Genomic DNA, 23382 nt, shown 5'->3' on the forward strand with positions numbered 1-23382 from the left:
GCAACCGAAGGAAGTACGATCGATATAAACGAAAATGGTCTCATCATCAACGGTTCTCCTCAACAAGAGCAGGATATCTACAAAGAAACGCTGCTCTATAAGGAAGGGGCTACCTTCCCAATGAAAGTCCCAGCAGGACAACTCTTTGTCCTCGGAGACAATCGAACAACGGCTGTAGATAGCCGTGCTTTTGGAACCATTCCTATACAGGATACCCATGGCAAGGTGGTAACAGTCCTAAGGCGACGGGGCTTTTGATGACAATTTATGAAAAAAGAAATTAAAAAATAAAAGGAATAATCATGAAAAAAACATTTTTGAAAAAATTAGTTACTGCAAGTATTGCAGCTGTAACCGCCTTGTCGGTCTTTAGAGGAGTGCCAACATTTGCGGATGATAATGATGTGGCGACTGCCAAAGCAACTGGTGAAACAAGTGCAAAAGTTTCTATTAATAAGGTGTTGAACATTGCTGAAGGAATTACAACACCTGAAGCAACTTTTACATTTACTTTCACCCCTAAAACTGGTACATCATCAAATGGTGCACCCTATGAAACAATTGATTCTTCTAATGGTCAAATTACAGATAAAAATGTATCTTATTCTGGAACAGACGTTTTAGCAACTGGCCAAACTAACATTAAGAAAGATACCGGCGATATTTTTAGAGAAGTGAACTATACACATGCTGGTGAATATGTCTATACTGTTGCTGAAAAACAAAATGTTGGTTGGAAAGTTATTCAAAAAAATGGTTCACCTATTGATTTTATGACATATGATAATCGCAACTATGAAATGCACGTTATTGTTAAGAACAAAACTACAGGAGGAACATATATTTCTTCTGTGTATTTTAAACAAGTATCCCCAAGTGTGAATGGTAAAGTAAAACCATCTGAAAGTGGAACTACTTACAAATATGATCTTTTCACTAACATTTATCGTAAAAATGCTGGTAAAATTACAGATCCAAATGAACCAAACCCTAATAAACCAAATGTTTCAAAAGTTGACCCAAATGCTAAATCTTTAGTAATTAAAAAAGTTGTATCAGGTGCTACTGCAGATAAATCAAAAGATTTCACTTTCAAGCTTACTTTCACAAAAGCATCTACAGAAACTTCACAATCAATCACTGGTAAAATCGGTGAAACCTCAAAAACATTTGTCTATGGTCAAGAAACGACTATAACACTACGTCACGATCAATCTTTAGTGTTTGACACAATTCCTGCTGGTACTCGTTATAAATTGGTTGAAACTGGATCTCAAGGTTACACAGCTTCAGCTGCATATAAGGAGAACGGAGCATCAAAAAATCAAGCTGGTACAGTTTCTACAAATTTCACTCAAGATAGTATCCTTATTGGTGAAAAACCAAACGATAACACTATCACAAATAGCTTACCAGACGTTACCCCTACTGGTCTCTTGATTGACAACCTTCCTTTCATCTTGATGATTGGTCTTGGTTTGGCTGGATTTGTTGTTTTGTCTAAAAAACGCAGACAAGCTTAAGCAAGTGGTTTGACCGATGAAAATCAAGCGTGAGAAACCCAAAAGGAGTTTGTCTAGGCGTCTGGTCCTTGCTGTAGATGCATTGATGAATCATATCTTGCTCCTCTTGACAGCCTTAGTCTTTCTCTTTGGTTTCTACGCCCTCTGGGATGCCAATCAGGTTTATTCTCAGGCTTCATCAAGTGAGTATGAGGCCTATAGACCTGTTAGTACCAGTGAGAAGGATGAGCTTGCTAGTTTTTCTGGCTTTCACAAGCTACAGCAAGTCAATCCAGAGGTTCTCGGTTGGATCAATGTCTATGGCACCAATATCGACTATCCCTTAGTTCAAGCCAAAGACAATGAAAAATACCTGAACAAGGATTCCAAGGGAGAATTTGCAGCTACAGGGGCTATTTTCCTTGAGGCTCGAAATGAATCCAAGTTCGAAGACTTTAATACCATCATCTACGGACACCATGTAGAAAATGGGGTTATGTTTGGAGATGTAGCAAAGTTTTCTGATAAGGAATTTTTTGACCAGCATCGCTACGGCAGTATTTACTATAATGGCGTTGAAAAAGGTCTTGAAATCTTTGAAATGCTCGAGGTGGACGCCTATGACTTTAACATCTACGATCCAGGTATTAATGGGGATGATCGGCGCCAAGAATATATCGATCACTTACTCTCGGTTGCCATTCACAAACGAGACATTACACTGGGGCCAAATGACCATATCATTCTTCTCAGTACCTGTTTCCTAGACGTAACAAATGGGAGACATATCGTAGTTGCCAAGATTACGGATACAGTTCCAAAGAACACCTTCCATACGAAAAAATCAAAACCATTCCCTTATAGTGTCTTTGATGATTCGTCGCTCGGACGATTTCTCTCATCGATTCCTTTGTGGATATGGTATATCATCTTATTTATCTTGCTCTTGCTATTGATCTTCTTGCTCATCATCCTCTATTTGATCTTGCGTCGTAGAAGAGAAGCAAAGGAAGAAGGAGCAGATACCATTACTGACTAAACTACCAATAAAAGAGAAAGGGATAGCCTCTCTTGCTCTTTTATTTTCAAGGCTAGAAAGGAGAAAGAAGGAAATATGAAAACAAGTACGAGTCACAAGACCATAATGGTCATTCTATCCCTCTTTCTAGTTTTTTTCTGTCTTTTTACAGCTGATAGAGCTCTTGCGAGCGACTACGATCATTATAATCCCATTGAAAAGGATGCCAGCAGTACGGGCTTTGAAACCTTGCAGCACCTCAACAAGGATGTTTGTGGTTGGATTAGCCTTGATGGGACCAAGGTAGACTATCCCCTCTTGCAGAGTCAGGACAATGTCAAATACCTTGACCGCAATGCCTTTGGCGATTATACTGTGTCAGGTTCTATATTCCTAGACTATCGTTTTAACCCAAATTTTACGGACTTTAACACCATCATTTATGGTCACTCCATGGCTTCTGGTGCTATGTTTGGGGAGATTCAAAAATTTGCGGATCAAGATTTTTTTGAAAAGCATCGTTATGGCTCTATCTATTATAACGGCCGTGAACGAGGGCTTGAGATATTTGGAATTTTAGAAGTAGATGCCTATGACGCGGAGATTTACCGAACTTTGAGTTCCAACGATGAGGAACACCACGCCTACTATCAATATTTGCTAAGTAAAGCCAAGTACAAGCGAGATGTTTCGCTGACCTCAACGGACAAGATTGTTTTATTAAGCACCTGTTTCCTTAATATTACCAACGGACGGCATATCCTCTTAGCTAAAATAACGGATGCACCAGTAAAAGCAGCCCAGGATAAAAGTGGGGAAGCAGTAGGGACGCGGTATTTCGATCAAGGCCTACCAACGCATTGGATTTATATACTTGCCTTTCTTCTCCTGATTATCGTTATTTTACTCCTTGTCGTTATCATCCTAATCATAAGGCGAGATAGAAAGACAAAAGAACAAAAGAAATAGTAGACGTCGGAAGCGTTTACTATTTTTTTCTTTCATGATAGAATAGATAGTGAAAATAATATCATAAGGATGATAACATGAAAAAAGCTATATTAATGATGACCTTTGGATCTCCAGAGGAGATTAGTTTTGAAGGAGTAGCAGAATTTTTTACAAATATTCGTCGTGGTGTTAGACCCCAAGACCACGAGATTCAGACTCTCTATGACAACTATGTCCTTATCGGTGGGACGCCCTTGCAGCGGATTACACGTGAGGAGGTTGATTTAGTCAAGGAACGTTTAGGCGAGGAGTACGGTATCTACTTTGCCAATAAGTTTTCTCGGCCCTTTATCCCTGATGTGATCAAGCAGATGGAGTCTGATGGTATTGAAGAATGTATTTGTTTGATTTTGGAACCTCATTATTCCTTTTACTCGGTGATGGGGTATGAAAAGTTTTTGGAAAGTCAGCAGATCCGATTTTTAGTAATTAAGGACTGGTATCAACAACAGCCTTTGCTGGACTTCTGGACAGATGAGATTGAAAAAATTTTACGAAACCATGTGGGAGAAGAATCTTTCAAGGTAATCTTTTCAGCTCACAGTGTTCCCATTTTTGCCTTGGATTATGGAGATCCTTATATCGATCAGATTTTCGATAATAGCAAGCTCATTGCTGAACAACTCGGCCTAACAGCCGACCAGTATACCAATACTTGGCAGAGCGAAAGCGATATTGGAATCCCTTGGATCAAGCCAGATGTCTTAGAATATTTACGAGAACAAAAGCAACATCCAGAGCATTATATTTTTGTCCCGATTAGCTTTATCAGTGAGCACATCGAAGTCTTGTTTGATAACGATGTGGAATGTTATGAGTTGTGTCAAGAATTAGGTGTCACCTACCATCGTCCACCTATGCCCAATACAGATAGCCGTTTAATTGACGCTTTAGTTGCTACTGTACGAGCCAATGAAGACAAAGAATTTAAAGCTTTTCTCCCAGAAGAAGAAACCTTCGATGAGTTAGCGCCTTCGGCAACTACAAAGGACATCATGGAGGAGACAGACGACCTTCAGATGCCAGAATTTGTCAAAAAACTCATTGAGAAAAAAGGCCGTGAAAATGTGAAGATGCCTTACTTGATTAAGAAAATGCTCGAAAAGGCTGGGAAGTTACCAAAAGAGTAAAGAAAAAAGGATTTAGCTTTAAGCTAAATCCTTTATCTGTTTTATTTTTTCTCAAGAAGAGCTTTGATTTCTTGAAGAACTTCAAGTTCAGTTGGAGCAGCAGGTGCTTCCTCAACCACTTCCTCTTTCTTACGAAGGTTTTGCGCTTTTTCCATAGCTTTAATAACGAAGAAAAGCACAGTACCTACAACGAGAAAGTTGATAATAGCACTCAAGAATTTACCATATGTAACACCATTCCATGCAAGCTCAGCGATGTTTTGTACTTTCGCAGCTTCCAAAGCTGGGTTCAATAGAAGTGGAGTGATGATATCGTTAACAAATGAAGTAACGATAGCACCAAATGCAGAGGCAATGATCACACCGACAGCAAGGTCAACGACATTACCACGAAGCAAAAATTCTTTAAGATCCTTTAACATTTTCATAAATTCCTTTCCTAATTTTCTAATTTATTATATCCTAAATTGTGACAAAAAGCAACTTGAACGCTCAAAGTGGTCAGTTGTTCCCTTTAAAAATATAGATTTTACTGAAAATATAGTTTAAAATGATGATCAAGATTTGTGCTAGAATAGTTTCAATCGTATTAACCCTATCTATATTAAATTCGACAAACTGGCCAATAATATCAGGGAAAGTTGTAACAAAGATATAAGTTAAAAGAACGTCAAGACCAAGAGTAGAAAGACGAGCTAAGAAAAACTTAGCCAGGCGGGTTGGCCAATTCCTTCTCTCTTGTTTAAAGACGATTGTATCATTTGTGAGAAAGGCAAAGAGAATCCCGATAATATTTGCGAGGGCAGTTGCGAGGATTTCCTGGTGGCTGATATGGTAAATAACCAAACGTGATACAATAGAAACCAGAGTAGTAGCGCCACCAAAAAAAAGATAGGCAAGGATTTCATTATCAAAGAAAGCTTTTATTTGATTTTTCATGATTTTAGTATAGCATAAAGTCATATATTGTGCTATACTGGTAAGGTTGATAACCTCAACCCTTGGTGCTTAGCTTCTTTCACCAAGCATATTTTACGCGGGAAACCGCTAAAGGAGAAAACATGAAAAAATTAACTGTTCGTGACATGGCAGACATCGCTATCGTTGCTGCGATCTATGTAGTTTTGACTATTACGCCACCAATCAATGTTCTTAGTTTTGGGGCGTATCAGTTCCGTATTTCAGAAATGTTGAATTTCTTGGCCTTTTACAACCCTAAATATATCATCGGTGTGACAATTGGATGTATGATTGCTAATTTATTTAGTAGTTTTGGCCTAATAGATGTCTTTGTCGGTGGAGGTTCTACCCTAGTTTTCCTTAGTCTAGGGGTATGGCTCTTTGCAAAATACAGCAAAGATTACCTCTTTAACGGATTGATTCGAAAAGATCATTTCTTCTTTTCAATCCTCTTCTCCATTTCAATGATTACCATTGCAGCTGAACTCCATATCTTGACAGAAGCTCCCTTCTTCTTCACATGGTTCTCTACTGGAATTGGTGAGTTTGCATCACTTATAGTGGGAGCGATTTTGATTGGTAAATTGGGACAGCGAATCGATCTAACAAAATAAGAAGTTTATAAGCTAGATTCTTGCTAAATCTAGCTTTTTTCATTCCATAAAATTAAAAGAGAGCGCTTGACAAGAACATAGAACTATAGTATACTTTTTAGGTAAGCTGATTTAGCTCAGTTGGCAGAGCGCATCCATGGTAAGGATGAGGTCGCCGGTTCAATCCCGGCAATTAGCATTAAATAGATACAAAAACTCTTATTTACAAGGGTTTTTGTTATGTCTGCCCCAAATTTTTCAAAGATATTTCTTATGCACCTGTATAAATGAAGCAAAGAGTTTTGGCTGTTGACAAAAGTGACTCTATCTAGTAGAATAGTAGATGCGATGAGTCGATAGGCAGTCTTCGGACTGCTATTGAGCATAAGGAGGTCATAACGCAGGAGCGGACCTTGATGAGTTGTGTGAACCTGCTCATCACATGAAGATGCCTCTTAGTCCCTGGTCAATGACTAGGGATTTTTAATTTTCAGAAAATATAACCCAAAAATGCTTTTCAATTTCTGGAAAAAGTAGTATAATACATCTATTATAGAAATTTTTAGAAAATTCCGAAAGAGGTTATTTATGGGATATACAGTTGCTGTAGTCGGCGCGACAGGTGCTGTCGGAGCTCAGATGATAAAAATGTTGGAAGAATCAACACTTCCAATCGATAAAATTCGTTACCTTGCTTCTGCACGTTCAGCAGGCAAGACTTTGAAATTTAAAGACCAAGATATTACGATTGAAGAAACGACTGAGACCGCTTTTGAGGGTGTTGATATTGCACTCTTCTCAGCAGGTGGTTCGACATCAGCTAAGTATGCACCATACGCAGTTCAAGCTGGAGCGGTAGTAGTAGATAACACATCTTATTTCCGTCAAAATCCAGATGTACCATTGGTTGTGCCGGAAGTCAATGCTCACGCACTTGATGCCCACAACGGGATTATTGCTTGCCCTAACTGTTCAACAATCCAAATGATGGTGGCTCTTGAGCCTGTTCGTCAAAAATGGGGCTTGGACCGTATCATCGTTTCAACATACCAAGCAGTCTCTGGTGCTGGTATGGGAGCGATCCTTGAAACACAACGTGAACTTCGTGAAGTCTTGAATGACGGTGTGAATCCACGTGATTTGCATGCGGAAATCTTACCTTCAGGTGGTGACAAGAAACACTATCCTATTGCCTTTAACGCTCTTCCACAAATTGATGTCTTCACTGACAATGATTACACTTACGAAGAGATGAAGATGACTAAGGAAACGAAGAAAATCATGGAAGATGATAGCATCGCAGTGTCTGCAACATGTGTGCGTATTCCTGTCTTGTCTGCTCACTCTGAGTCTGTTTACATTGAAACAAAAGAAGTGGCTCCAATCGAAGAAGTGAAAGCAGCCATCGCAGCCTTTCCAGGTGCTGTTCTCGAGGATGACGTAGCTCATCAAATCTATCCTCAAGCTATCAATGCAGTTGGTTCACGTGATACCTTTGTTGGTCGTATCCGTAAAGACTTGGATGCTGAAAAAGGAATCCACATGTGGGTTGTTTCCGATAACCTTCTTAAAGGTGCTGCTTGGAACTCAGTTCAGATCGCAGAAACACTTCACGAACGTGGATTGGTTCGTCCAACAGCTGATTTGAAATTTGAATTAAAATAGTCATATCGTTTAGGAGTTCAGATGAACTCCTTCTTTGAAATAGAGAGGTGTTTCTCATGTCTTATCAAGATTTAAAAGAGTGTAAAATCATCACAGCCTTTATTACCCCTTTCCATGAGGATGGTTCCATCAACTTTGATGCCATTCCAGCCTTGATTGAGCATTTATTGGCCCATCACACAGACGGCATTCTTCTAGCTGGAACGACTGCTGAGAGTCCAACTTTGACCCACGATGAAGAGTTGGAACTCTTTGAGGCTGTACAAAAGATTATCAATGGACGCGTTCCTTTGATTGCGGGTGTAGGTACCAATGATACGCGCGATTCGATCGAGTTTGTCAAAGAGGTCGCAGACTTTGGTGGTTTTGCTGCTGGGCTTGCAATCGTACCTTACTACAACAAACCTTCTCAAGAAGGCATGTATCAGCACTTTAAAGCGATTGCAGATGCTTCTGACTTACCTATTATCATCTATAACATTCCAGGGCGTGTGGTAGTGGAATTAACTCCAGAAACCATGCTTCGTTTGGCTGACCATCCAAATATTATTGGGGTCAAAGAATGTACAAGTCTGGCTAATATGGCTTACTTGATTGAACACAAGCCAGAAGAGTTCTTGGTCTATACTGGTGAGGACGGAGACGCTTTCCATGCCATGAATCTTGGTGCAGATGGGGTTATTTCTGTTGCCTCCCATACAAATGGAGATGAAATGCACGAAATGTTTACTGCCATTGCAGAAAGCGATATGAAAAAAGCTGCTGCAATTCAGCGTAAATTCATTCCTAAAGTCAACGCCCTCTTCTCTTATCCAAGTCCTGCTCCAGTTAAGGCAGTCCTTAACTATATGGGATTTGAAGCTGGACCAACTCGATTACCTCTAGTTCCAGCACCAGAAGAAGATGCTAAACGCATTATCAAAGTTGTCGTAGATGGCGACTACGAAGCGACTAAGGCAACTGTAACAGGTGTCCTTAGACCAGATTACTAATAAAGACAATAAAATCCATGACCGAATGAACGATCATGGATTTTTCTTATTTTCCTAAACAGAATTGGCTAAAGAGTTGGGTGATGAGTTCATCAGGTGCGGCATCTCCAGTGATTTCTCCGAGAATTTCCCAAGTACGGGTCAAGTCAACTTGAAGCAAATCAACTGGCATACCCAGTTCAAGACCTTCATTAACTGCTTGTAGGCTTTCAACGGCCTTCTCAATCAAGGAAATATGACGGGCATTAGATAGGTAAGTAGCATCTTGCTCGACCAAACCAGCATTTTCAAAGAAGAGGTTGTTAATGCGTTCTTCAATCTTATCGATGTTTCGATTTTTAAGGACTGAAATGCGGATGATATCTTCTGGAAGTTCCTCTGTTTCAATAGCTTCTTGCAGGTCAGTTTTGTTGAGGAGAATGATTCGATTAGTATCTTGGCTGATTTCTAAGAGTTGGCGATCTTGGGCGGTCAGTGGTTCACTGGCATTTAGTACTAGTAGTACCAAGTCAGCTTCCTTGAGGGCTTTTCTAGAACGTTCGACACCGATTTGTTCCACGATGTCATCTGTTTCCCGAATACCAGCTGTATCAATCAATTTGAGAGGAACACCATTGATGTTGACGTATTCTTCGATGACATCACGGGTAGTACCAGCGATGTCTGTAACGATGGCCTTTTCTTCACGCAGGAGGTTGTTGAGCAGGCTCGATTTCCCAACGTTGGGACGACCGATGATGGCAGTTGAAATTCCCTCACGGAGGATTTTACCTCGACGTGCTGTCCTAAGGAGATTAGTTAGCAATTGCTCAAACTCCATAGTTTTCTCACGGACAACTGCAGTAGTGGCTTCCTCAACATCGTCATACTCAGGATAGTCGATATTGACCTCAACTTGGGCAAGTGTATTGAGGATTTCTTGGCGAGTATTATTAATGAGGTCAGAAAGAGAACCGTCCAATTGTTTGACTGCAATATTCATGGCCTTATCTGTCTTAGCACGGATGATGTCCATCACTGCCTCAGCCTGTGTCAAGTCCACACGACCGTTTAGAAAGGCGCGTTTGGTAAATTCACCAGGTTCCGCCAACCGAGCTCCTTCACGGATAGCTAGTTGGAGAATTTCATTGGTCACCGCAATCCCACCGTGGGTGTTAATCTCAATAATGTCCTCTCGAGTGAAGGTCTTTGGAGACTTCATGGCACCAACCATAACCTCGTCCATGACTTTACCAGTTTGAGGGTCAATAATGTGACCATAGTTGAGAGTGTGGCTAGCAACCTTGCTCAAGTCTTTTCCTTTAAAAATCTTTTGGGCAATAGCAAAACTATCTGTTCCGCTCAAGCGGACAATACCAATGGCCCCTTCTCCAAGAGGAGTAGAGATAGCAGCGATGGTATCAAATTCACGTGTAATCATACTAATTCCTTTTGTATTTCTTTTCTTAGGATAGGTATCCAAGCATCTCTTCAAATTGTAACAAAATTAGACTATTTCTTCAATGGATGCTACTTGGAGATTGAAAAAGCCTAAGCAATTCTGCTTAAGCTAGATTATTTGGTGCGCATTTCCCCTTGAGGGAAGTAGGTTCCTTCTGGCATGTCGTTGATGATGACATGAACGGCTGATTGAGGTGCTCCAGTGTTACGGACAACAGCTTCCGTTACTTCCTTAGCAAGAGCTTTCTTTTGCTCGAGCGTGCGTCCTTCAAATAAATCGATGCGTACAAATGGCATAATGGCTTCCTCCACTAGTTTTTGATTTCTTCTATTTTACCACATTTTGCCGTTTAAAGCTTCAGAAAATTATGATATACTAGAATGTAGCAAAAATTTAGAAATGGACGTGAAATAGAAGCATGGCACAGTTGTATTATCGTTATGGGACCATGAACTCTGGTAAGACGATTGAGATTCTCAAGGTGGCCTATAACTACGAGGAGCAAGGAAAGGGAGTTGTGATTATGACTTCGGCTCTGGATACACGTGACGGTGTTGGCTATGTATCTAGTCGAATCGGTATGAAACGCCCAGCCATTGCGATTGAGGAAACGACGGATATCTTTGGTTATATCCGAGACTTACCTGAGAAACCATACTGTGTGCTAGTCGATGAGGCTCAGTTTCTCAAGCGTCACCATGTTTATGACCTTGCTCGTGTTGTTGATGAGTTAGACATACCTGTCATGGCTTTTGGTTTGAAGAATGACTTTCGCAATGAATTGTTCGAAGGTTCCAAATATCTCTTGCTTTTAGCAGATAAGATTGACGAAATCAAGACCATTTGTCAGTATTGTAAGAAAAAGGCGACTATGGTGTTGCGAACTCAAGATGGCGTGCCAGTCTATGATGGAGAACAAATTCAGATCGGTGGAAATGAAACCTATATCTCAGTCTGCCGTAAACATTATTTTGCCCCTGAAATCAATAAGGAGAATGAAGAAAAATGAACATCTATGATCAACTACAAGCTGTAGAAGACCGTTATGAAGAATTAGGAGAATTGCTCAGTGACCCTGATGTGGTATCTGATACCAAACGTTTCATGGAATTGTCCAAAGAAGAGGCTTCCACTCGCGATACGGTAACAGCCTACCGTGAGTACAAACAAGTCCTTCAAAACATCGTTGATGCCGAAGAGATGATTAAGGAGTCAGGCGGAGATGCGGACTTGGAAGAAATGGCCAAGCAAGAATTAAAAGATGCCAAGGCTGAAAAAGAAGAATACGAAGAAAAATTGAAAATCTTGCTCCTTCCAAAGGATCCAAACGATGACAAGAACATCATCCTTGAAATTCGTGGAGCGGCTGGTGGTGACGAAGCGGCACTTTTCGCCGGAGATTTGCTAACTATGTACCAAAAGTATGCGGAAGCCCAAGGCTGGCGCTTTGAAGTCATGGAAGCTTCTATGAATGGTGTCGGTGGTTTCAAGGAAGTGGTTGCTATGGTTTCTGGTCAATCTGTATATTCTAAGCTTAAGTACGAATCAGGTGCCCACCGTGTGCAACGTGTCCCTGTGACAGAAAGCCAAGGTCGTGTCCACACTTCAACTGCGACAGTTCTTGTTATGCCTGAAGTCGAAGAAGTAGAATACGATATTGATCCAAAAGACCTTCGTGTTGATATCTACCACGCATCTGGTGCTGGTGGTCAGAACGTCAATAAGGTTGCGACTGCCGTGCGTATCGTTCACTTGCCAACCAATATCAAGGTTGAGATGCAGGAAGAACGTACCCAGCAGAAAAACCGTGAGAAGGCCATGAAAATCATCCGTGCGCGTGTTGCTGACCACTTTGCACAAATTGCCCAGGATGAACAAGACGCTGAACGTAAGTCTACTATCGGTACTGGTGACCGTTCAGAACGTATTCGTACATATAACTTCCCACAAAACCGTGTCACAGACCACCGTATTGGCTTGACTCTCCAAAAACTAGATACCATCTTGTCTGGTAAATTGGATGAAGTTGTGGATGCCTTGGTTCTTTATGACCAAACACAAAAATTAGAAGAATTAAACAAATAATGAAATTAGCTCAATTATTTTCAGATTTTGAAGAAGAGTTGGTTAGACAAGGAGAGGAAGCTGAAAGCCTCTCTTTTGTCTATCGTAGCCTAAAAAATCTCTCTTTTACGGACTTTGTCTTTGCTCTTCAGCAGGAAGTGACAAAAGAGGAAGAAAATTTTGTAGAAGAAATTTACCAGCAGTTAGTGGCTCACAAACCGGCGCAGTACATCATTGGTCACGCAGATTTCTTTGGAATGCAGTTAAAAGTGGATGAGCGGGTTTTGATTCCTCGTCCAGAAACAGAAGAGTTGGTGGAACTTATCCTAGTCGAAAATCTTGAGGATAAGCTTAAGGTCCTAGATATCGGAACTGGAAGTGGCGCCATAGCTCTCGCATTAGCAAAAAACAGACCAGATTGGTCAGTGACAGCAGCAGATATTTCCCAAGATGCCTTAGAGCTTGCATCAGAGAATGCTAAAAATCAAAATCTTAATATATTTTTTAAAAAATCTGATTGTTTTGCAGAAATTTCTGAAAAATATGATATAATTGTATCCAATCCACCCTATATCTCTCGTGAAGATGAGTCAGAGGTTGGTTTGAATGTTTTGCATTCAGAACCTCATCTAGCTCTCTTTGCAGATGAGGATGGCCTAGCTATTTATCGCAGAATTGCGGAAGATGCAAAAGACTATCTCACAGATGGTGGTAAGATTTACCTTGAAATTGGATACAAGCAAGGTCAAAGTGTTCCTGCGCTTTTTAGGAAATATCTTCCTGAAAAACGAGTACGAACACTCAAAGACCAATTTGGTCAAGATAGGATGGTTGTAGTTGATGATGGACAGGATTAGACAAGAGTTGGAAAAGGGCGGAGCTGTTGTTTTGCCTACAGAGACAGTTTATGGTCTCTTTGCTAAGGCCTTAGACGAAAAAGCTGTCGACCATGTTTACAAACTCAAACGTCGTCCTAGAGATAAGGCACTCAATCTTAATGTCGCTTTTCTAGAGGACATCTTGCACTTTTCAAAGAATCAGCCAACTTATCTACAAAAGCTTGTAGAGGCCTTTTTACCGGGTCCCTTGACCATTATCCTCGAAGCCAATGACCGAGTTCCCTATTGGGTCAACTCTGGTCTTGCAACTGTCGGATTTCGGATGCCGAGTCACCCCATTACACTTGATTTGATTCGAGAGACAGGTCCTTTGATTGGGCCGTCTGCCAATATCTCGGGTCAGGCGAGTGGCGTGACCTTTGCTCAAATTCTAGAGGATTTTGACCAAGAGGTTTTGGGACTGGAGGACGACGCTTTTCTAACTGGACAGGATTCGACGATTTTGGATTTGTCTGGAGACAAGGTGAAAATCTTACGCCAGGGGGCGATTAAGCGAGAAGATATTCTTGCACAGTTGCCAGAGATTTCTTTTGAGGAGGAATGAGATGCTAAGAAATTTGCAAGAAACAGATGTGAATGCTATATGTGAGATTAACCAAGAGGCTTTGGGTTATTCTTTTAGTCCAGAGGACACAGCTAGTCAACTAGCTAAATTATCTCAGGATTCTCATCATTTCCTACTTGGCTATGAGGATGCAGCCAGTCATGTCCTACTTGGCTATGTCCATGCTGAAGTTTATGAATCCCTTTATTCCAAAGTAGGATTTAATATCTTAGGCTTAGCGGTTTCGCCTCAAGCACAAGGGCAAGGTATCGGTAAAAGCTTACTGCAAGGGTTGGATCAAGAAGCAAAAAGACGGGGGTATGGGTTTATCCGCTTAAACTCTGCTGATCATCGTCTGGGAGCTCATGCATTTTATGAAAAAGTTGGTTATACTTGTGATAAAATGCAGAAACGGTTTATTCGCATCTTTTAGTTTATTTTCTTATTGGAAAAACAAACTAAAGGACCAGTCACACTATAAAGGAGAAGACCTATGATTTTTGACAAAGACGATTTTAAAGCATACGATGCTGATCTCTGGAATGCTATTGCCAAAGAAGAAGAACGCCAACAAAACAATATCGAGTTGATTGCTTCGGAAAACGTGGTTTCCAAGGCTGTTATGGCAGCTCAAGGGTCTATCTTGACAAACAAATATGCCGAGGGTTACCCAGGACGCCGTTATTATGGTGGAACTGATGTAGTAGACGTGGTAGAAACTTTAGCTATTGAACGTGCAAAAGAAATTTTCGGTGCTAAATTCGCCAATGTCCAACCTCACTCAGGAAGCCAAGCCAACTGTGCAGCATATATGGCTTTGATTGAGCCAGGTGATACCGTTATGGGGATGGATTTGGCAGCAGGTGGTCACTTGACCCACGGAGCTCCAGTTAGCTTCTCTGGTCAAACCTACAACTTTGTTTCTTACAGTGTGAATCCTGAAACGGAACTTTTGGACTTTGATGCTATCTTGAAACAAGCCCAAGAAGTAAAACCAAAATTAATTGTAGCGGGTGCTTCAGCCTATTCTCAAATTATTGACTTCTCAAAATTCCGTGAAATCGCAGATGCTGTTGGTGCTAAGCTCATGGTCGATATGGCCCATATCGCTGGTTTGGTTGCAGCTGGACTTCATCCAAGCCCAGTGCCATACGCTCATATCACTACAACAACGACCCACAAAACCCTTCGTGGACCTCGTGGTGGCTTGATTTTGACTAATGACGAAGAACTTGCTAAGAAAATCAACTCAGCTATTTTCCCTGGTATTCAAGGTGGTCCTTTGGAGCATGTTGTCGCTGCTAAGGCGGTTTCATTCAAAGAAGTTTTGGATCCAGCCTTCAAGGAATATGCTGCCAATGTCATCAAAAACAGCAAGGCTATGGTTGAAGTCTTCTTGCAAGACCCTGATTTCCGTATCATTTCTGGCGGTACTGAAAATCACCTCTTCCTTGTTGATGTGACTAAGGTTGTAGAAAACGGAAAAGTTGCTCAAAACTTGCTGGATGAAGTCAATATTACCCTAAATAAAAACTCAATTCCATACGAAACCTTGTCACCATTCAAGACAAGTGGAATTCGTATCGGATCTGCAGCCATCACTGCACGTGGATTTGGTGAGGAAGAAAGCCGTAAAGTGGCTGAACTCATCATTAAAACTCTTAAGAATGCAGAAAATGAAGCTGTCTTAGAAGAAGTGAGAAGTGAAGTCAAAGCGTTGACAGATGCCTTCCCACTATACGAGGACTAATACTTTTATGGACATTTATATTAAGAAAGCTATTATCCATCAGTTCAGCCCAGACGATACTGAGTTGTTCTTAGCGGATAAGTTTCTCAATATCACTCCAAAAATCGAAGAATACCTGCGCAAAAAAATTGAACGTGTGTATTCAGATGAAGCTAAGACTGGGATTTTCGAGGAAGAAAATCCCTTCTTCAATCACATCACAGACGATTTGTTGGAGACATCAGTAACACTGGCTAATCTCTGGAAAGAGGAGTTCAGCATTTCTGAAAATCTCAAGACCAATGACTTGGTTTTTGTTCAGTTTTATAAAGAAGGCGTAGAGCATTTCGCTTTCTTGCGAATTGCTCTACGTGAGACCTTGACTCACCTTGGAGGAGAAGTTGATAATCCAATCAAGATGACTCAGAATAACCTGCCTGGATTTGGAACGGGGGCTGATGAGGCTTTGGTCATCAATCTTCAAAGTCGCAAGTACCATTTGATCGAAAAACGAATCAAGTACAACGGGGCTTTCTTGAACTATTTTTCAGACAATCTCTTAAACGTTGCCCCTAAGATTTCGCCAAAAAAATCCATCAAGGAACTGGAAAAAACAGCTCAGAGAATTGCAGAGTCCTTTAACACAGATGATTTTCAATTCCAATCCAAGGTCAAATCAGCGATTTTCAACAATCTTGAAGAAAGCAACGAACTGTCACCTGAGAAATTGGCTAATGACCTTTTTGATAACAACCTGACAGCTCGTCTAAGTTTTATCGACCAAGTCAAGGAAGCTGTACCAGAACCGGTTCAGTTCGATGAAATTGATGCCAGTCGCCAACTCAAGAAATTTGAAAACCAAAAACTTTCCTTGTCAAATGGAATCGAACTTATCGTTCCAAATAATGTATACCAAGACGCGGAGTCTGTTGAATTTATCCAAAACGACAATGGAACCTATTCTATCTTAATCAAAAATATTGAGGATATTCAAAGTAAATAATGTTTAAATTTATAAGAAGAATGCTAGTGCTAGCAGTCCTCCTTTTTGCTGGATACAAAGCCTACCACATTCGTCAGGATGTAAAGCAAGTCATGACCTACCAACCTATGGTTCGGGAAATTCTCAGTGAAAGAGATACTCCAGCCAATGAAGAGTTGGTGCTCGCCATGATTTATACCGAAACCAAAGGAAAAGAAGGCGATGTTATGCAGTCTAGTGAGTCTGCAAGTGGCTCCACCAACACCATCAATGATAATGCCTCTAGCATTCGGCAAGGCATTCAAACTCTTACAGATAACCTTTATCTTGCTCAAAACAAAGGAGTGGATGTCTGGACGGCCGTTCAAGCCTATAATTTTGGACCTGCCTATATAGACTTTATCGCTCAGAATGGTAAGGAAAATACACTAGCATTAGCCAAGCGTTATTCCCGAGAAACGGTCGCTCCTATCCTTGGAAATACCACTGGGAAGACCTATACCTACATCAACCCAATTTCTATCTTTCATGGTGCAGAACTCTATGAAAATGGTGGAAATTATTACTATTCGCGACAGGTACGCTTTAACCTGTACATCATGAAATTCTTTAATTTCTTCTAAGCATCTGGTTTTTCCAGGTGTTTTTCGCTATAAGCTTTCTTTAAGATTGTTTTATTACCCTAGAAAGGTAAAGGAGGGAATATCCCATGAGAAAGAAACTCTTTCTAACAAGCGCTGCAGTTTTGTGGGCAGCAACAGCTATGACGAGTGTCCACGCAGCAACAGATGTTCAAAAAGTAATCGATGAAACCTATGTACAACCTGAATATGTGCTTGGTTCTTCACTAACTGAAGACCAGAAAAATAGAACTCTTAGCAAACTTGGCTATGACGCATCAAAAGACACCAAAGATATCAAAACAATGACACCTGATATCTATTCGAAAATTATGAATGTGGCTAATGATGCTAGTCTACAACTCTATTCATCGGCTAAGATTCAAAAGCTAGGTGACAAATCACCTCTAGAGGTCAAGATTGAAACGCCTGAAAATATCACAAAGGTGACGCAGGATATGTACCGTAATGCAGCAGTGACCCTGGGAGTTGAGCATGCCAAAATCACAGTTGCAGCTCCCATACCAGTTACAGGTGAGAGCGCCCTAGCTGGGATTTACTACTCATTAGAGGCCAATGGTGCTAAAGTACCGCAAGCCAATAAAGACCTAGCCCAAGAAGAACTAAAAGCCTTGTCCGATATCAATGCTGAAAACAAGGACAAGTCAGGCTACGATGCCAATAAGCTCAATGCGGCTATGACAGATATCAAAGCAGGAATCGCAAAGGCAAAAGAAGCCAAAGGAAATCTGACAGAAGAAGATGTCCGAAAAATCGTTGAAGACACTCTAAAAAACTACAAACTCGATCAGGTTATAACAGGAAACCAGGTCAATATCATCATCAATTTTGCGCTCAACCTCTCAAAGAGTGACATCTTGAAAAATGCTGATTTTACTAAAACCCTAAATGATCTCAAACAAAGCATCGTTTCCCAAGCTGGTGATAGTTTTAAAAATATCAACCTCAACTTTGATGCCAATAAAGCGCTAGAAGAGGGGGGCAACTTCTTTAGCTCTCTTTGGCAAGCCATTGTCAACTTCTTCAAGAGTTTTGGTGCTTAGGTCATTTCATGATATAATAGATGGTAACAGAAATGTTGCCGTCTTTTTTTGTCGGCCGATAGAAAGTGAAAAATATGTTAAAGAAAAATGATATTGTAGAAGTTGAAATTGTTGATTTGACTCATGAAGGTGCAGGGGTTGCTAAGATAGAAGGTTTGGTTTTCTTTGTAGAAAATGCTCTACCAACTGAGAAAATCCTCATGCGTGTCCTCAAAATCAATAAAAAGATTGGCTTTGGGAAAGTGGAAGAATACCTTATCCAGTCACCACACCGTAATCAAGATCTAGATCTGGCTTACCTGCGTTCAGGAATTGCGGATCTAGGTCACCTTGCCTATCCAGAGCAGCTCAAGTTTAAAACCAAGCAAGTCAAAGACAGTCTCTACAAGATTGCTGGTATTACAGAAGTAGAGGTCGCTGAAACGCTCGGCATGGAACATCCAGTCAAGTATCGAAATAAGGCACAGGTGCCCGTTCGTCGAGTGAATGGTATCTTGGAAACTGGCTTTTTCCGTAAGAATTCGCACGACCTCATGCCCCTTGAAGATTTCTTTATCCAGGATCCTGTCATTGACCAAGTCATAGTAGCCCTTCGAGATTTGCTTCGTCGTTTTGATTTAAAACCTTATGACGAAAAGGAACAGTCTGGCTTGATTCGAAATCTTGTGGTGCGTCGCGGGCACTATTCCGGACAAATCATGGTTATCTTAGTGACTACACGTCCTAAAATTTTCCGAGTGGAACAGTTGATTGAACAACTTATCAAGCAGTTCCCAGAGATTGTGTCTGTCATGCAAAATATCAATGACCGAAATACCAATGCGATTTTTGGTAAGGAGTGGAAGACTCTTTATGGTCAAGACAATATCACGGACCAGATGTTGGGAAATGACTACCAAATCGCTGGCCCAGCCTTTTACCAGGTCAATACAGAAATGGCAGAAAAACTTTATCAAACAGCTATTGACTTTGCGGAGTTAAGAGAAGATGATGTGGTGATCGATGCCTACTCAGGAATTGGAACCATTGGCTTATCTGTTGCTAAGCATGTCAAGGAAGTCTACGGTGTTGAAGTTATTCCAGAAGCGGTGGAGAATAGCAAAAAGAATGCGGCAATCAACGGGATTGCCAACGTCCACTATGTATGTGACACAGCTGAAAATGCCATGAAGAACTGGCTCAAGGAAGGTATTAAACAAACTCTCATCTTGGTCGACCCACCACGCAAGGGCTTGACCGAAAGCTTTATCGAGGCAAGCAGCCAAACAGGATCTGAACGCATTGCCTATATCTCATGTAATGTAGCAACTATGGCGCGTGATATCAAACTCTACCAAGAATTGGGTTATGAACTGCAGAAAGTACAACCAGTGGATCTATTTCCTCAAACGCATCATGTGGAGGCGGTAGCTCTGCTCGTGAAAGCCTAGAAACCTTTTAGCGAAAGGCTTTATGGAGTTGTAGCGCTCAATGTTATTTGTCAATAGTGGGGATGTATTAGAGTAAGAGTCAAAGTTGATGTAATTGAAATGATATTGATTGATTTGAGTTCGTTTAGATTTTTATTTCCATAAACGGTAGAGCGGGTATTGTATGCGAAGCTAGAATTATTGTTAGGATACTTGCCTACAATAATCCATGGTTTAGTAATGTGGTTATATAAATAACGTTGGATTTTGAATATATAAATGTAATGACTTGATTATTGCAAGTTTTTATGTAAAGATATAGACGTAATACTTTTAGAAGAAAGAGAGATGAAATGTCTAAAGTAAGTTATAGAACCCAATTAGGGGAATGTATAAATGGAGATTCACTACAAGAATTACAAGATTTGGGTGATAATAGTGTAAATTTAGTTGTAACTAGCCCTCCGTTTGCTTTACAACGCAAGAAGGAATATGGGAATGAGTCTCAAGAGAAATATGTAGAATGGTTGGCTCAATTTGCTAAAGTTGTTTTTGATAAGCTAAGGGATGATGGGAGTTTTGTTATTGATATAGGAGGAGCATATGAAAAAGGGGAACCCTCTTATAGTTTATATCAGTTTAGGGCCTTAATTAAATTTTGTGATGAAATAGGGTTTAAATTGGCTCAGCCGTTTTATTGGCATAATCCTTCAGCCTTGCCTTCCCCAATTGAATGGGTCAACAAAAGAAAATTAAGAGCAAAAACATCTGTTAATACAGTATGGTGGTTGTGTAAGGACCCTAGAAAATGTAAAGCAAATGTTAGCAAGGTGCTGAGCCCTTATTCTGATAGAATGAAAAAATTGATCAGTAGGCCAGAAGAGTATATAAAGGGGGCTACTGCAACACGTCCTTCAGGTCATGTTCATAATAAGGAAAGTTGGAGTAGAGATAATGGTGGTGCAATACCTTCAAATCTATTGCAAATACCTAATAGTGAGAGTAACAGTAAGTATTTAAGATATTGTAAAAAATACGGAATAAAAGGACACCCGGCAAGATTCCCTGCTGGACTTCCTGAATTTTTTATAAATTTTTTAACGGACGAGGGGGACTTAGTCATTGATATTTTTGGAGGGAGTAATACAACTGGAATGGTTGCAGAAAACAATAATAGACGTTGGAAAGCTTTTGAATTGTCAAAAGAGTATGCAGCCGCATCAATATTCAGATTTTTAGATGAAGATAATGAAAATGCTGAAAAATATTACCAGCAAATGATAGATGGTAAAACAGTTGAATTATAAAAACCCAATAGATCACTGGGCATTAATCAAAAATGCTGTCAGGATCTATTGGGTTTTCTTCATGAATCGGATAAATCATAGTACCATTTTCGCGAACAAAATTGACGTTAATTTTGGGATTATTAATATCTTTTTGAGTTCTAAGTTTCTCTTCCCATTTTTGGAAATAAGGTTCAAGGTCTCTTGCGTTCATAACATAGATTGCTTCAAGTGTGATTCCATGATAGATTGCAAATGACCATGGTACTCTTCTATATTTTTGAAGAATTTCAGTATTTAAATGATGATTGGTACTAAAACCCGAAGCTGTTGTGTCGAGGTTTATGGACTTCATTTCCCACTCAATTGTGGGATTTCTTCTTGAAGTCGCGTCATTTCCTTCTCTACCTGGTAGAGCATTTAAATAAAGATAAATCAGTTGTTGAACAACTTTGGCGCCATTATCTTGAAAAATATCATCAATTCCGTACTGTTTAGCAAAATCTCGTAATTCTTCTAATTTTGCCCAAAGCCCTTCTATCCGCTCTATCTCTTTTTTATGTTCATTATCAAAAAAAGCCATCGTTCCCTCCTAATAAGTTATTTTTTTCCTTACAAATATGACTAAAATTAATTATATCAGAAATAGTCTATAAAGTATATAGTCTAATTCTAAGACATATTTGAAACAGAATAATTTGATAGCTCAGGTTCTAATTAACTAATTTTTATAATTTAGAGTAATTCTTTTTCGCTTATAATAAAGATGCAGATTTCTGGAAAGGAGGAAAAATGGTCAGAAGGAGTTCTAAGAAATTAACGAAGAAGCAAGAGCGCATCCGTAATGCATTTGAATCCGAAAGAACCGTTGAAGTCATTCCAGCAGTTGTACAGAATGCTAGTTTAGGACAACAGAAAACCCGTGTAGCGGCTTATTGCCGGGTGAGTACCTTTGATGAATCCCAATCAGGTAGTTTTGAACTGCAGAAACAAACTTATCTGGAGCGGATTCAAAACACTCCCAATTGGGAATTGGTAGGCATTTATGCGGATCAGGGTGCATCAGGTACCACCATTAAGAAGCGTGAGCAGTTTCAGAAAATGCTAGAAGACTGCAGGCAAGGGAAAATTGATTTGATATTAGTCAAGAGTATCAGTCGATTTGCCCGGAACCAGCTTGACTTCATTAGCATCTACCGGGAGCTGAAAGCTTTACCTCATCCAGTAGGTATTTTAATAGAAGACATTAATCTAAACACACTGGATACCAAAGGAGAGCTGGTTCTTGGAGTCATGTCTATCGTGGCTCAAGGAGAGAGTGAACAAAAGAGTGCTTCGATTACCTGGTCGATTATTGAGCGTTTCAAACGTGGTATTCCGATTATTCCAACTCATAACCTGCTTGGCTATACCAAGGACAAGTATGGTCAAATCGTGATAGATGATTCGGAAGCCAAGGTAGTAAGGTACATCTACGATTCTTACATGAATGGCAAGACTGCGCGTGAAATTGCTGATGCGTTAATGGAACACCATATTCCAACGGTCACTGGACTTGAAAACTGGTCTACCCTTGCTGTTAATAACATTCTTAGGAATGAGAAGTATAAGGGTGAGATTATCATGCAGAAGACCTATACGGTTGACTGCTTTAGCCACAAGACACGGAAGAATAATGGTGAACGTCCGAAATACCGACTGAGAAATGGAATTCCTTCAATCATATCTGACTCTGACTGGAGTTTAGTACAAGAGCTACTCTCTCAACCGAGAAGAAGAACGAAATCTGCAAAGCTAGCTGTTGTGCCAAAACTCTATGTAAAAAAAGTGAAGTCAGGTATTTTGAAGGATTTTATTGTACTCGATTCTTCATGGAAAAAGAAGGAGATTCGAACTGTATTTAAAGGAGAAGAGTAATGAGATTTTCAGACTACGACCTACAGGTTATTACCATTGAGAAAAATGCCAGTGATTACAGTATGACTGTAAACAAGAACTTTGTGACCTTTAGTAAGGCCATAGCTGCTGAGCTGAATTACCCAAGTCATGTCATTGTGGCCTTCAACAAAGACACAAAAGTCATGGGGATTCAAGTATGTCATGCCAATACCAAGGGTTCCTATGAGTTCTGCAAGTCTAAGAAGATTCGAAAAGGTGTAGTTCAGATGATGAACAAGAATCTGAAAGAAGCTCTCTTGACCATCATGCCAGATTGGGAAAGTAATAAACGCTACAAGGTACCTGGTATTCATATTGCTGAGGATAGGGCCTTTGTCTTTGAGTTAAAAGGCTATGAGGTTCTTGAGGACTTTCGTAAACAGACACACCATGATATGGAGGACTTAGCAAATAGAAAAAACAAGAATCTATAAATTTCCTATTGCTTTTAAAAGTAATGAACTTTATAAAGCTGAAAATCCATTATTATAAAAGAAACAGGTCTAGTATATTCACTTTTCTAGACCTGTTTATC

General features: G+C 40.2%; 25 protein-coding genes, 1 tRNA gene, 1 pseudogene and 1 riboswitch. Of the genes and pseudogenes, 22 read left to right on the forward strand and 5 right to left on the reverse strand.

Translation table 11 applies throughout. From position 1 onward, the window contains the following. The 5 genes and pseudogenes from sipA to hemH form a co-directional block, all read left to right on the forward strand. A pseudogene (gene sipA / locus GMD6S_RS03245) lies at window positions 1-258 on the forward strand (PI-2 pilus system signal peptidase SipA); the annotation flags it as partial. Between the two features lie 44 nt (window positions 259-302). Continuing rightward, window positions 303-1523: a DUF7601 domain-containing protein gene (locus GMD6S_RS03250; RefSeq protein ID WP_000750686.1), complete on the forward strand. Its 1221-nt coding sequence runs from the start codon at window positions 303-305 to the stop codon at window positions 1521-1523. A gap of 16 nt (window positions 1524-1539) precedes the next feature. Next, the gene (gene srtB, locus GMD6S_RS03255) at window positions 1540-2541 is read left to right on the forward strand and encodes a class B sortase (protein WP_000695090.1); all 1002 of its coding nucleotides are present in this window, start codon (window positions 1540-1542) and stop codon (window positions 2539-2541) included. 75 nt (window positions 2542-2616) lie between these two features. Beyond that, the gene (gene srtB, locus GMD6S_RS03260; protein WP_000858434.1) at window positions 2617-3489 is read left to right on the forward strand and encodes a class B sortase; all 873 of its coding nucleotides are present in this window, start codon (window positions 2617-2619) and stop codon (window positions 3487-3489) included. A gap of 77 nt (window positions 3490-3566) precedes the next feature. Continuing rightward, the gene (gene hemH, locus GMD6S_RS03265) at window positions 3567-4661 is read left to right on the forward strand and encodes a ferrochelatase (protein ID WP_000709219.1); all 1095 of its coding nucleotides are present in this window, start codon (window positions 3567-3569) and stop codon (window positions 4659-4661) included. A 41-nt stretch (window positions 4662-4702) separates the two neighbouring features. Here the strand turns inward: hemH and mscL are convergent, their stop codons facing one another. Both mscL and GMD6S_RS03275 read right to left on the reverse strand, forming a co-directional pair. After that, window positions 4703-5083, reverse strand: a complete 381-nt coding sequence (gene mscL, locus GMD6S_RS03270) for a large conductance mechanosensitive channel protein MscL (RefSeq protein ID WP_000910206.1) — start codon at window positions 5081-5083, stop codon at window positions 4703-4705. 79 nt (window positions 5084-5162) lie between these two features. Continuing rightward, window positions 5163-5600: a GtrA family protein gene (locus GMD6S_RS03275; protein ID WP_002874529.1), complete on the reverse strand. Its 438-nt coding sequence runs from the start codon at window positions 5598-5600 to the stop codon at window positions 5163-5165. 28 nt (window positions 5601-5628) lie between these two features. Next, a riboswitch (PreQ1 riboswitch) is annotated at window positions 5629-5725 on the forward strand. Here GMD6S_RS03275 and GMD6S_RS03280 point away from each other — a divergent pair. The 4 genes from GMD6S_RS03280 (at window position 5723) to dapA (ending at window position 8871) form a co-directional block, all read left to right on the forward strand. Beyond that, window positions 5723-6235, forward strand: a complete 513-nt coding sequence (locus tag GMD6S_RS03280) for a QueT transporter family protein (RefSeq protein ID WP_000737304.1) — start codon at window positions 5723-5725, stop codon at window positions 6233-6235. (Overlaps the previous riboswitch by 3 nt.) Before the next feature lie 105 nt (window positions 6236-6340). Beyond that, window positions 6341-6413, forward strand: a tRNA-Thr gene (locus GMD6S_RS03285). A 389-nt stretch (window positions 6414-6802) separates the two neighbouring features. Then, on the forward strand, window positions 6803-7879 hold the full coding sequence (locus GMD6S_RS03290) for an aspartate-semialdehyde dehydrogenase (protein WP_000542493.1): 1077 nt from the start codon (window positions 6803-6805) through the stop codon (window positions 7877-7879). A gap of 56 nt (window positions 7880-7935) precedes the next feature. Then, on the forward strand, window positions 7936-8871 hold the full coding sequence (dapA, locus tag GMD6S_RS03295; protein WP_000121631.1) for a 4-hydroxy-tetrahydrodipicolinate synthase: 936 nt from the start codon (window positions 7936-7938) through the stop codon (window positions 8869-8871). A 46-nt stretch (window positions 8872-8917) separates the two neighbouring features. Here dapA and mnmE read toward each other — a convergent pair whose 3' ends face one another. Both mnmE and GMD6S_RS03305 read right to left on the reverse strand, forming a co-directional pair. Beyond that, window positions 8918-10291: a tRNA uridine-5-carboxymethylaminomethyl(34) synthesis GTPase MnmE gene (mnmE, locus tag GMD6S_RS03300; protein ID WP_000632736.1), complete on the reverse strand. Its 1374-nt coding sequence runs from the start codon at window positions 10289-10291 to the stop codon at window positions 8918-8920. A gap of 134 nt (window positions 10292-10425) precedes the next feature. Next, window positions 10426-10608 carry a 4-oxalocrotonate tautomerase gene (locus GMD6S_RS03305; protein ID WP_001117401.1) on the reverse strand — a complete coding sequence of 61 codons (183 nt, stop codon included), beginning with the start codon at window positions 10606-10608 and terminating at the stop codon, window positions 10426-10428. 122 nt (window positions 10609-10730) lie between these two features. Here GMD6S_RS03305 and GMD6S_RS03310 point away from each other — a divergent pair, with 122 nt between their 5' ends. The 11 genes from GMD6S_RS03310 (at window position 10731) to GMD6S_RS03360 (ending at window position 20930) form a co-directional block, all read left to right on the forward strand. Next, complete coding sequence (locus GMD6S_RS03310; protein ID WP_000068127.1) at window positions 10731-11321, forward strand: thymidine kinase; 591 nt, start codon at window positions 10731-10733, stop codon at window positions 11319-11321. Next, a complete protein-coding gene (gene prfA / locus GMD6S_RS03315; RefSeq protein WP_001028815.1) occupies window positions 11318-12397 on the forward strand; it encodes a peptide chain release factor 1 in 1080 nt (359 codons plus the stop codon). The genes GMD6S_RS03310 and prfA overlap by 4 nt, the downstream gene beginning before the upstream one ends. Further along, window positions 12397-13233: a peptide chain release factor N(5)-glutamine methyltransferase gene (gene prmC / locus GMD6S_RS03320; protein WP_000761888.1), complete on the forward strand. Its 837-nt coding sequence runs from the start codon at window positions 12397-12399 to the stop codon at window positions 13231-13233. The genes prfA and prmC overlap by 1 nt, the downstream gene beginning before the upstream one ends. Further along, the gene (locus GMD6S_RS03325) at window positions 13217-13819 is read left to right on the forward strand and encodes an L-threonylcarbamoyladenylate synthase (RefSeq protein ID WP_000969272.1); all 603 of its coding nucleotides are present in this window, start codon (window positions 13217-13219) and stop codon (window positions 13817-13819) included. The genes prmC and GMD6S_RS03325 overlap by 17 nt, the downstream gene beginning before the upstream one ends. Window position 13820: 1 nt before the next feature. Beyond that, complete coding sequence (locus tag GMD6S_RS03330; RefSeq protein ID WP_000945726.1) at window positions 13821-14252, forward strand: GNAT family N-acetyltransferase; 432 nt, start codon at window positions 13821-13823, stop codon at window positions 14250-14252. 60 nt (window positions 14253-14312) lie between these two features. Beyond that, window positions 14313-15569, forward strand: coding sequence for a serine hydroxymethyltransferase (gene glyA, locus GMD6S_RS03335; RefSeq protein WP_000575510.1), 1257 nt, complete (start codon window positions 14313-14315; stop codon window positions 15567-15569). Between the two features lie 7 nt (window positions 15570-15576). After that, a complete protein-coding gene (locus GMD6S_RS03340; RefSeq protein ID WP_000356117.1) occupies window positions 15577-16551 on the forward strand; it encodes a nucleoid-associated protein in 975 nt (324 codons plus the stop codon). Next, on the forward strand, window positions 16551-17153 hold the full coding sequence (locus tag GMD6S_RS03345) for a lysozyme family protein (RefSeq protein ID WP_008289362.1): 603 nt from the start codon (window positions 16551-16553) through the stop codon (window positions 17151-17153). Before GMD6S_RS03340 ends, GMD6S_RS03345 begins: the two co-directional genes overlap by 1 nt. Window positions 17154-17239: 86 nt before the next feature. Next, a complete protein-coding gene (locus GMD6S_RS03350; RefSeq protein WP_001227745.1) occupies window positions 17240-18214 on the forward strand; it encodes a DUF1002 domain-containing protein in 975 nt (324 codons plus the stop codon). 74 nt (window positions 18215-18288) lie between these two features. Next, window positions 18289-19644 carry a 23S rRNA (uracil(1939)-C(5))-methyltransferase RlmD gene (gene rlmD / locus GMD6S_RS03355; RefSeq protein WP_000914544.1) on the forward strand — a complete coding sequence of 452 codons (1356 nt, stop codon included), beginning with the start codon at window positions 18289-18291 and terminating at the stop codon, window positions 19642-19644. A gap of 332 nt (window positions 19645-19976) precedes the next feature. Then, the gene (locus tag GMD6S_RS03360) at window positions 19977-20930 is read left to right on the forward strand and encodes a DNA-methyltransferase (RefSeq protein WP_000049349.1); all 954 of its coding nucleotides are present in this window, start codon (window positions 19977-19979) and stop codon (window positions 20928-20930) included. Window positions 20931-20952: 22 nt separating this feature from the next. On the opposite strand, the gene GMD6S_RS03365 is transcribed toward GMD6S_RS03360, so the two are convergent. Next, on the reverse strand, window positions 20953-21492 hold the full coding sequence (locus GMD6S_RS03365) for a hypothetical protein (protein ID WP_000863700.1): 540 nt from the start codon (window positions 21490-21492) through the stop codon (window positions 20953-20955). Between the two features lie 209 nt (window positions 21493-21701). Here GMD6S_RS03365 and GMD6S_RS03370 point away from each other — a divergent pair, with 209 nt between their 5' ends. Together GMD6S_RS03370 and GMD6S_RS03375 are read left to right on the forward strand one after the other, a co-directional pair. Further along, window positions 21702-22826: a recombinase family protein gene (locus GMD6S_RS03370; protein ID WP_008287977.1), complete on the forward strand. Its 1125-nt coding sequence runs from the start codon at window positions 21702-21704 to the stop codon at window positions 22824-22826. Continuing rightward, the gene (locus GMD6S_RS03375; RefSeq protein ID WP_001212337.1) at window positions 22826-23281 is read left to right on the forward strand and encodes a hypothetical protein; all 456 of its coding nucleotides are present in this window, start codon (window positions 22826-22828) and stop codon (window positions 23279-23281) included. The genes GMD6S_RS03370 and GMD6S_RS03375 overlap by 1 nt, the downstream gene beginning before the upstream one ends. The last annotated feature ends 101 nt before the right edge of the window (window positions 23282-23382 follow it).

It is taken from the genome of Streptococcus sp. GMD6S (genome assembly GCF_000297015.1).

What these genes read in the sequence shown, in the direction of transcription:
- GMD6S_RS03250 (WP_000750686.1), top strand. Translation starts at nt 303, where the DNA reads ATGAAAAAAACATTTTTGAAAAAATTAGTTACTGCAAGTATTGCAGCT.
- srtB (WP_000695090.1), top strand. Translation starts at nt 1,540, where the DNA reads ATGAAAATCAAGCGTGAGAAACCCAAAAGGAGTTTGTCTAGGCGTCTG.
- srtB (WP_000858434.1), top strand. Translation starts at nt 2,617, where the DNA reads ATGAAAACAAGTACGAGTCACAAGACCATAATGGTCATTCTATCCCTC.
- hemH (WP_000709219.1), top strand. Translation starts at nt 3,567, where the DNA reads ATGAAAAAAGCTATATTAATGATGACCTTTGGATCTCCAGAGGAGATT.
- mscL (WP_000910206.1), bottom strand. Translation starts at nt 5,083, where the DNA reads ATGTTAAAGGATCTTAAAGAATTTTTGCTTCGTGGTAATGTCGTTGAC.
- GMD6S_RS03275 (WP_002874529.1), bottom strand. Translation starts at nt 5,600, where the DNA reads ATGAAAAATCAAATAAAAGCTTTCTTTGATAATGAAATCCTTGCCTAT.
- GMD6S_RS03280 (WP_000737304.1), top strand. Translation starts at nt 5,723, where the DNA reads ATGAAAAAATTAACTGTTCGTGACATGGCAGACATCGCTATCGTTGCT.
- GMD6S_RS03290 (WP_000542493.1), top strand. Translation starts at nt 6,803, where the DNA reads ATGGGATATACAGTTGCTGTAGTCGGCGCGACAGGTGCTGTCGGAGCT.
- dapA (WP_000121631.1), top strand. Translation starts at nt 7,936, where the DNA reads ATGTCTTATCAAGATTTAAAAGAGTGTAAAATCATCACAGCCTTTATT.
- mnmE (WP_000632736.1), bottom strand. Translation starts at nt 10,291, where the DNA reads ATGATTACACGTGAATTTGATACCATCGCTGCTATCTCTACTCCTCTT.
- GMD6S_RS03305 (WP_001117401.1), bottom strand. Translation starts at nt 10,608, where the DNA reads ATGCCATTTGTACGCATCGATTTATTTGAAGGACGCACGCTCGAGCAA.
- GMD6S_RS03310 (WP_000068127.1), top strand. Translation starts at nt 10,731, where the DNA reads ATGGCACAGTTGTATTATCGTTATGGGACCATGAACTCTGGTAAGACG.
- prfA (WP_001028815.1), top strand. Translation starts at nt 11,318, where the DNA reads ATGAACATCTATGATCAACTACAAGCTGTAGAAGACCGTTATGAAGAA.
- prmC (WP_000761888.1), top strand. Translation starts at nt 12,397, where the DNA reads ATGAAATTAGCTCAATTATTTTCAGATTTTGAAGAAGAGTTGGTTAGA.
- GMD6S_RS03325 (WP_000969272.1), top strand. Translation starts at nt 13,217, where the DNA reads ATGATGGACAGGATTAGACAAGAGTTGGAAAAGGGCGGAGCTGTTGTT.
- GMD6S_RS03330 (WP_000945726.1), top strand. Translation starts at nt 13,821, where the DNA reads ATGCTAAGAAATTTGCAAGAAACAGATGTGAATGCTATATGTGAGATT.
- glyA (WP_000575510.1), top strand. Translation starts at nt 14,313, where the DNA reads ATGATTTTTGACAAAGACGATTTTAAAGCATACGATGCTGATCTCTGG.
- GMD6S_RS03340 (WP_000356117.1), top strand. Translation starts at nt 15,577, where the DNA reads ATGGACATTTATATTAAGAAAGCTATTATCCATCAGTTCAGCCCAGAC.
- GMD6S_RS03345 (WP_008289362.1), top strand. Translation starts at nt 16,551, where the DNA reads ATGTTTAAATTTATAAGAAGAATGCTAGTGCTAGCAGTCCTCCTTTTT.
- GMD6S_RS03350 (WP_001227745.1), top strand. Translation starts at nt 17,240, where the DNA reads ATGAGAAAGAAACTCTTTCTAACAAGCGCTGCAGTTTTGTGGGCAGCA.
- rlmD (WP_000914544.1), top strand. Translation starts at nt 18,289, where the DNA reads ATGTTAAAGAAAAATGATATTGTAGAAGTTGAAATTGTTGATTTGACT.
- GMD6S_RS03360 (WP_000049349.1), top strand. Translation starts at nt 19,977, where the DNA reads ATGTCTAAAGTAAGTTATAGAACCCAATTAGGGGAATGTATAAATGGA.
- GMD6S_RS03365 (WP_000863700.1), bottom strand. Translation starts at nt 21,492, where the DNA reads ATGGCTTTTTTTGATAATGAACATAAAAAAGAGATAGAGCGGATAGAA.
- GMD6S_RS03370 (WP_008287977.1), top strand. Translation starts at nt 21,702, where the DNA reads ATGGTCAGAAGGAGTTCTAAGAAATTAACGAAGAAGCAAGAGCGCATC.
- GMD6S_RS03375 (WP_001212337.1), top strand. Translation starts at nt 22,826, where the DNA reads ATGAGATTTTCAGACTACGACCTACAGGTTATTACCATTGAGAAAAAT.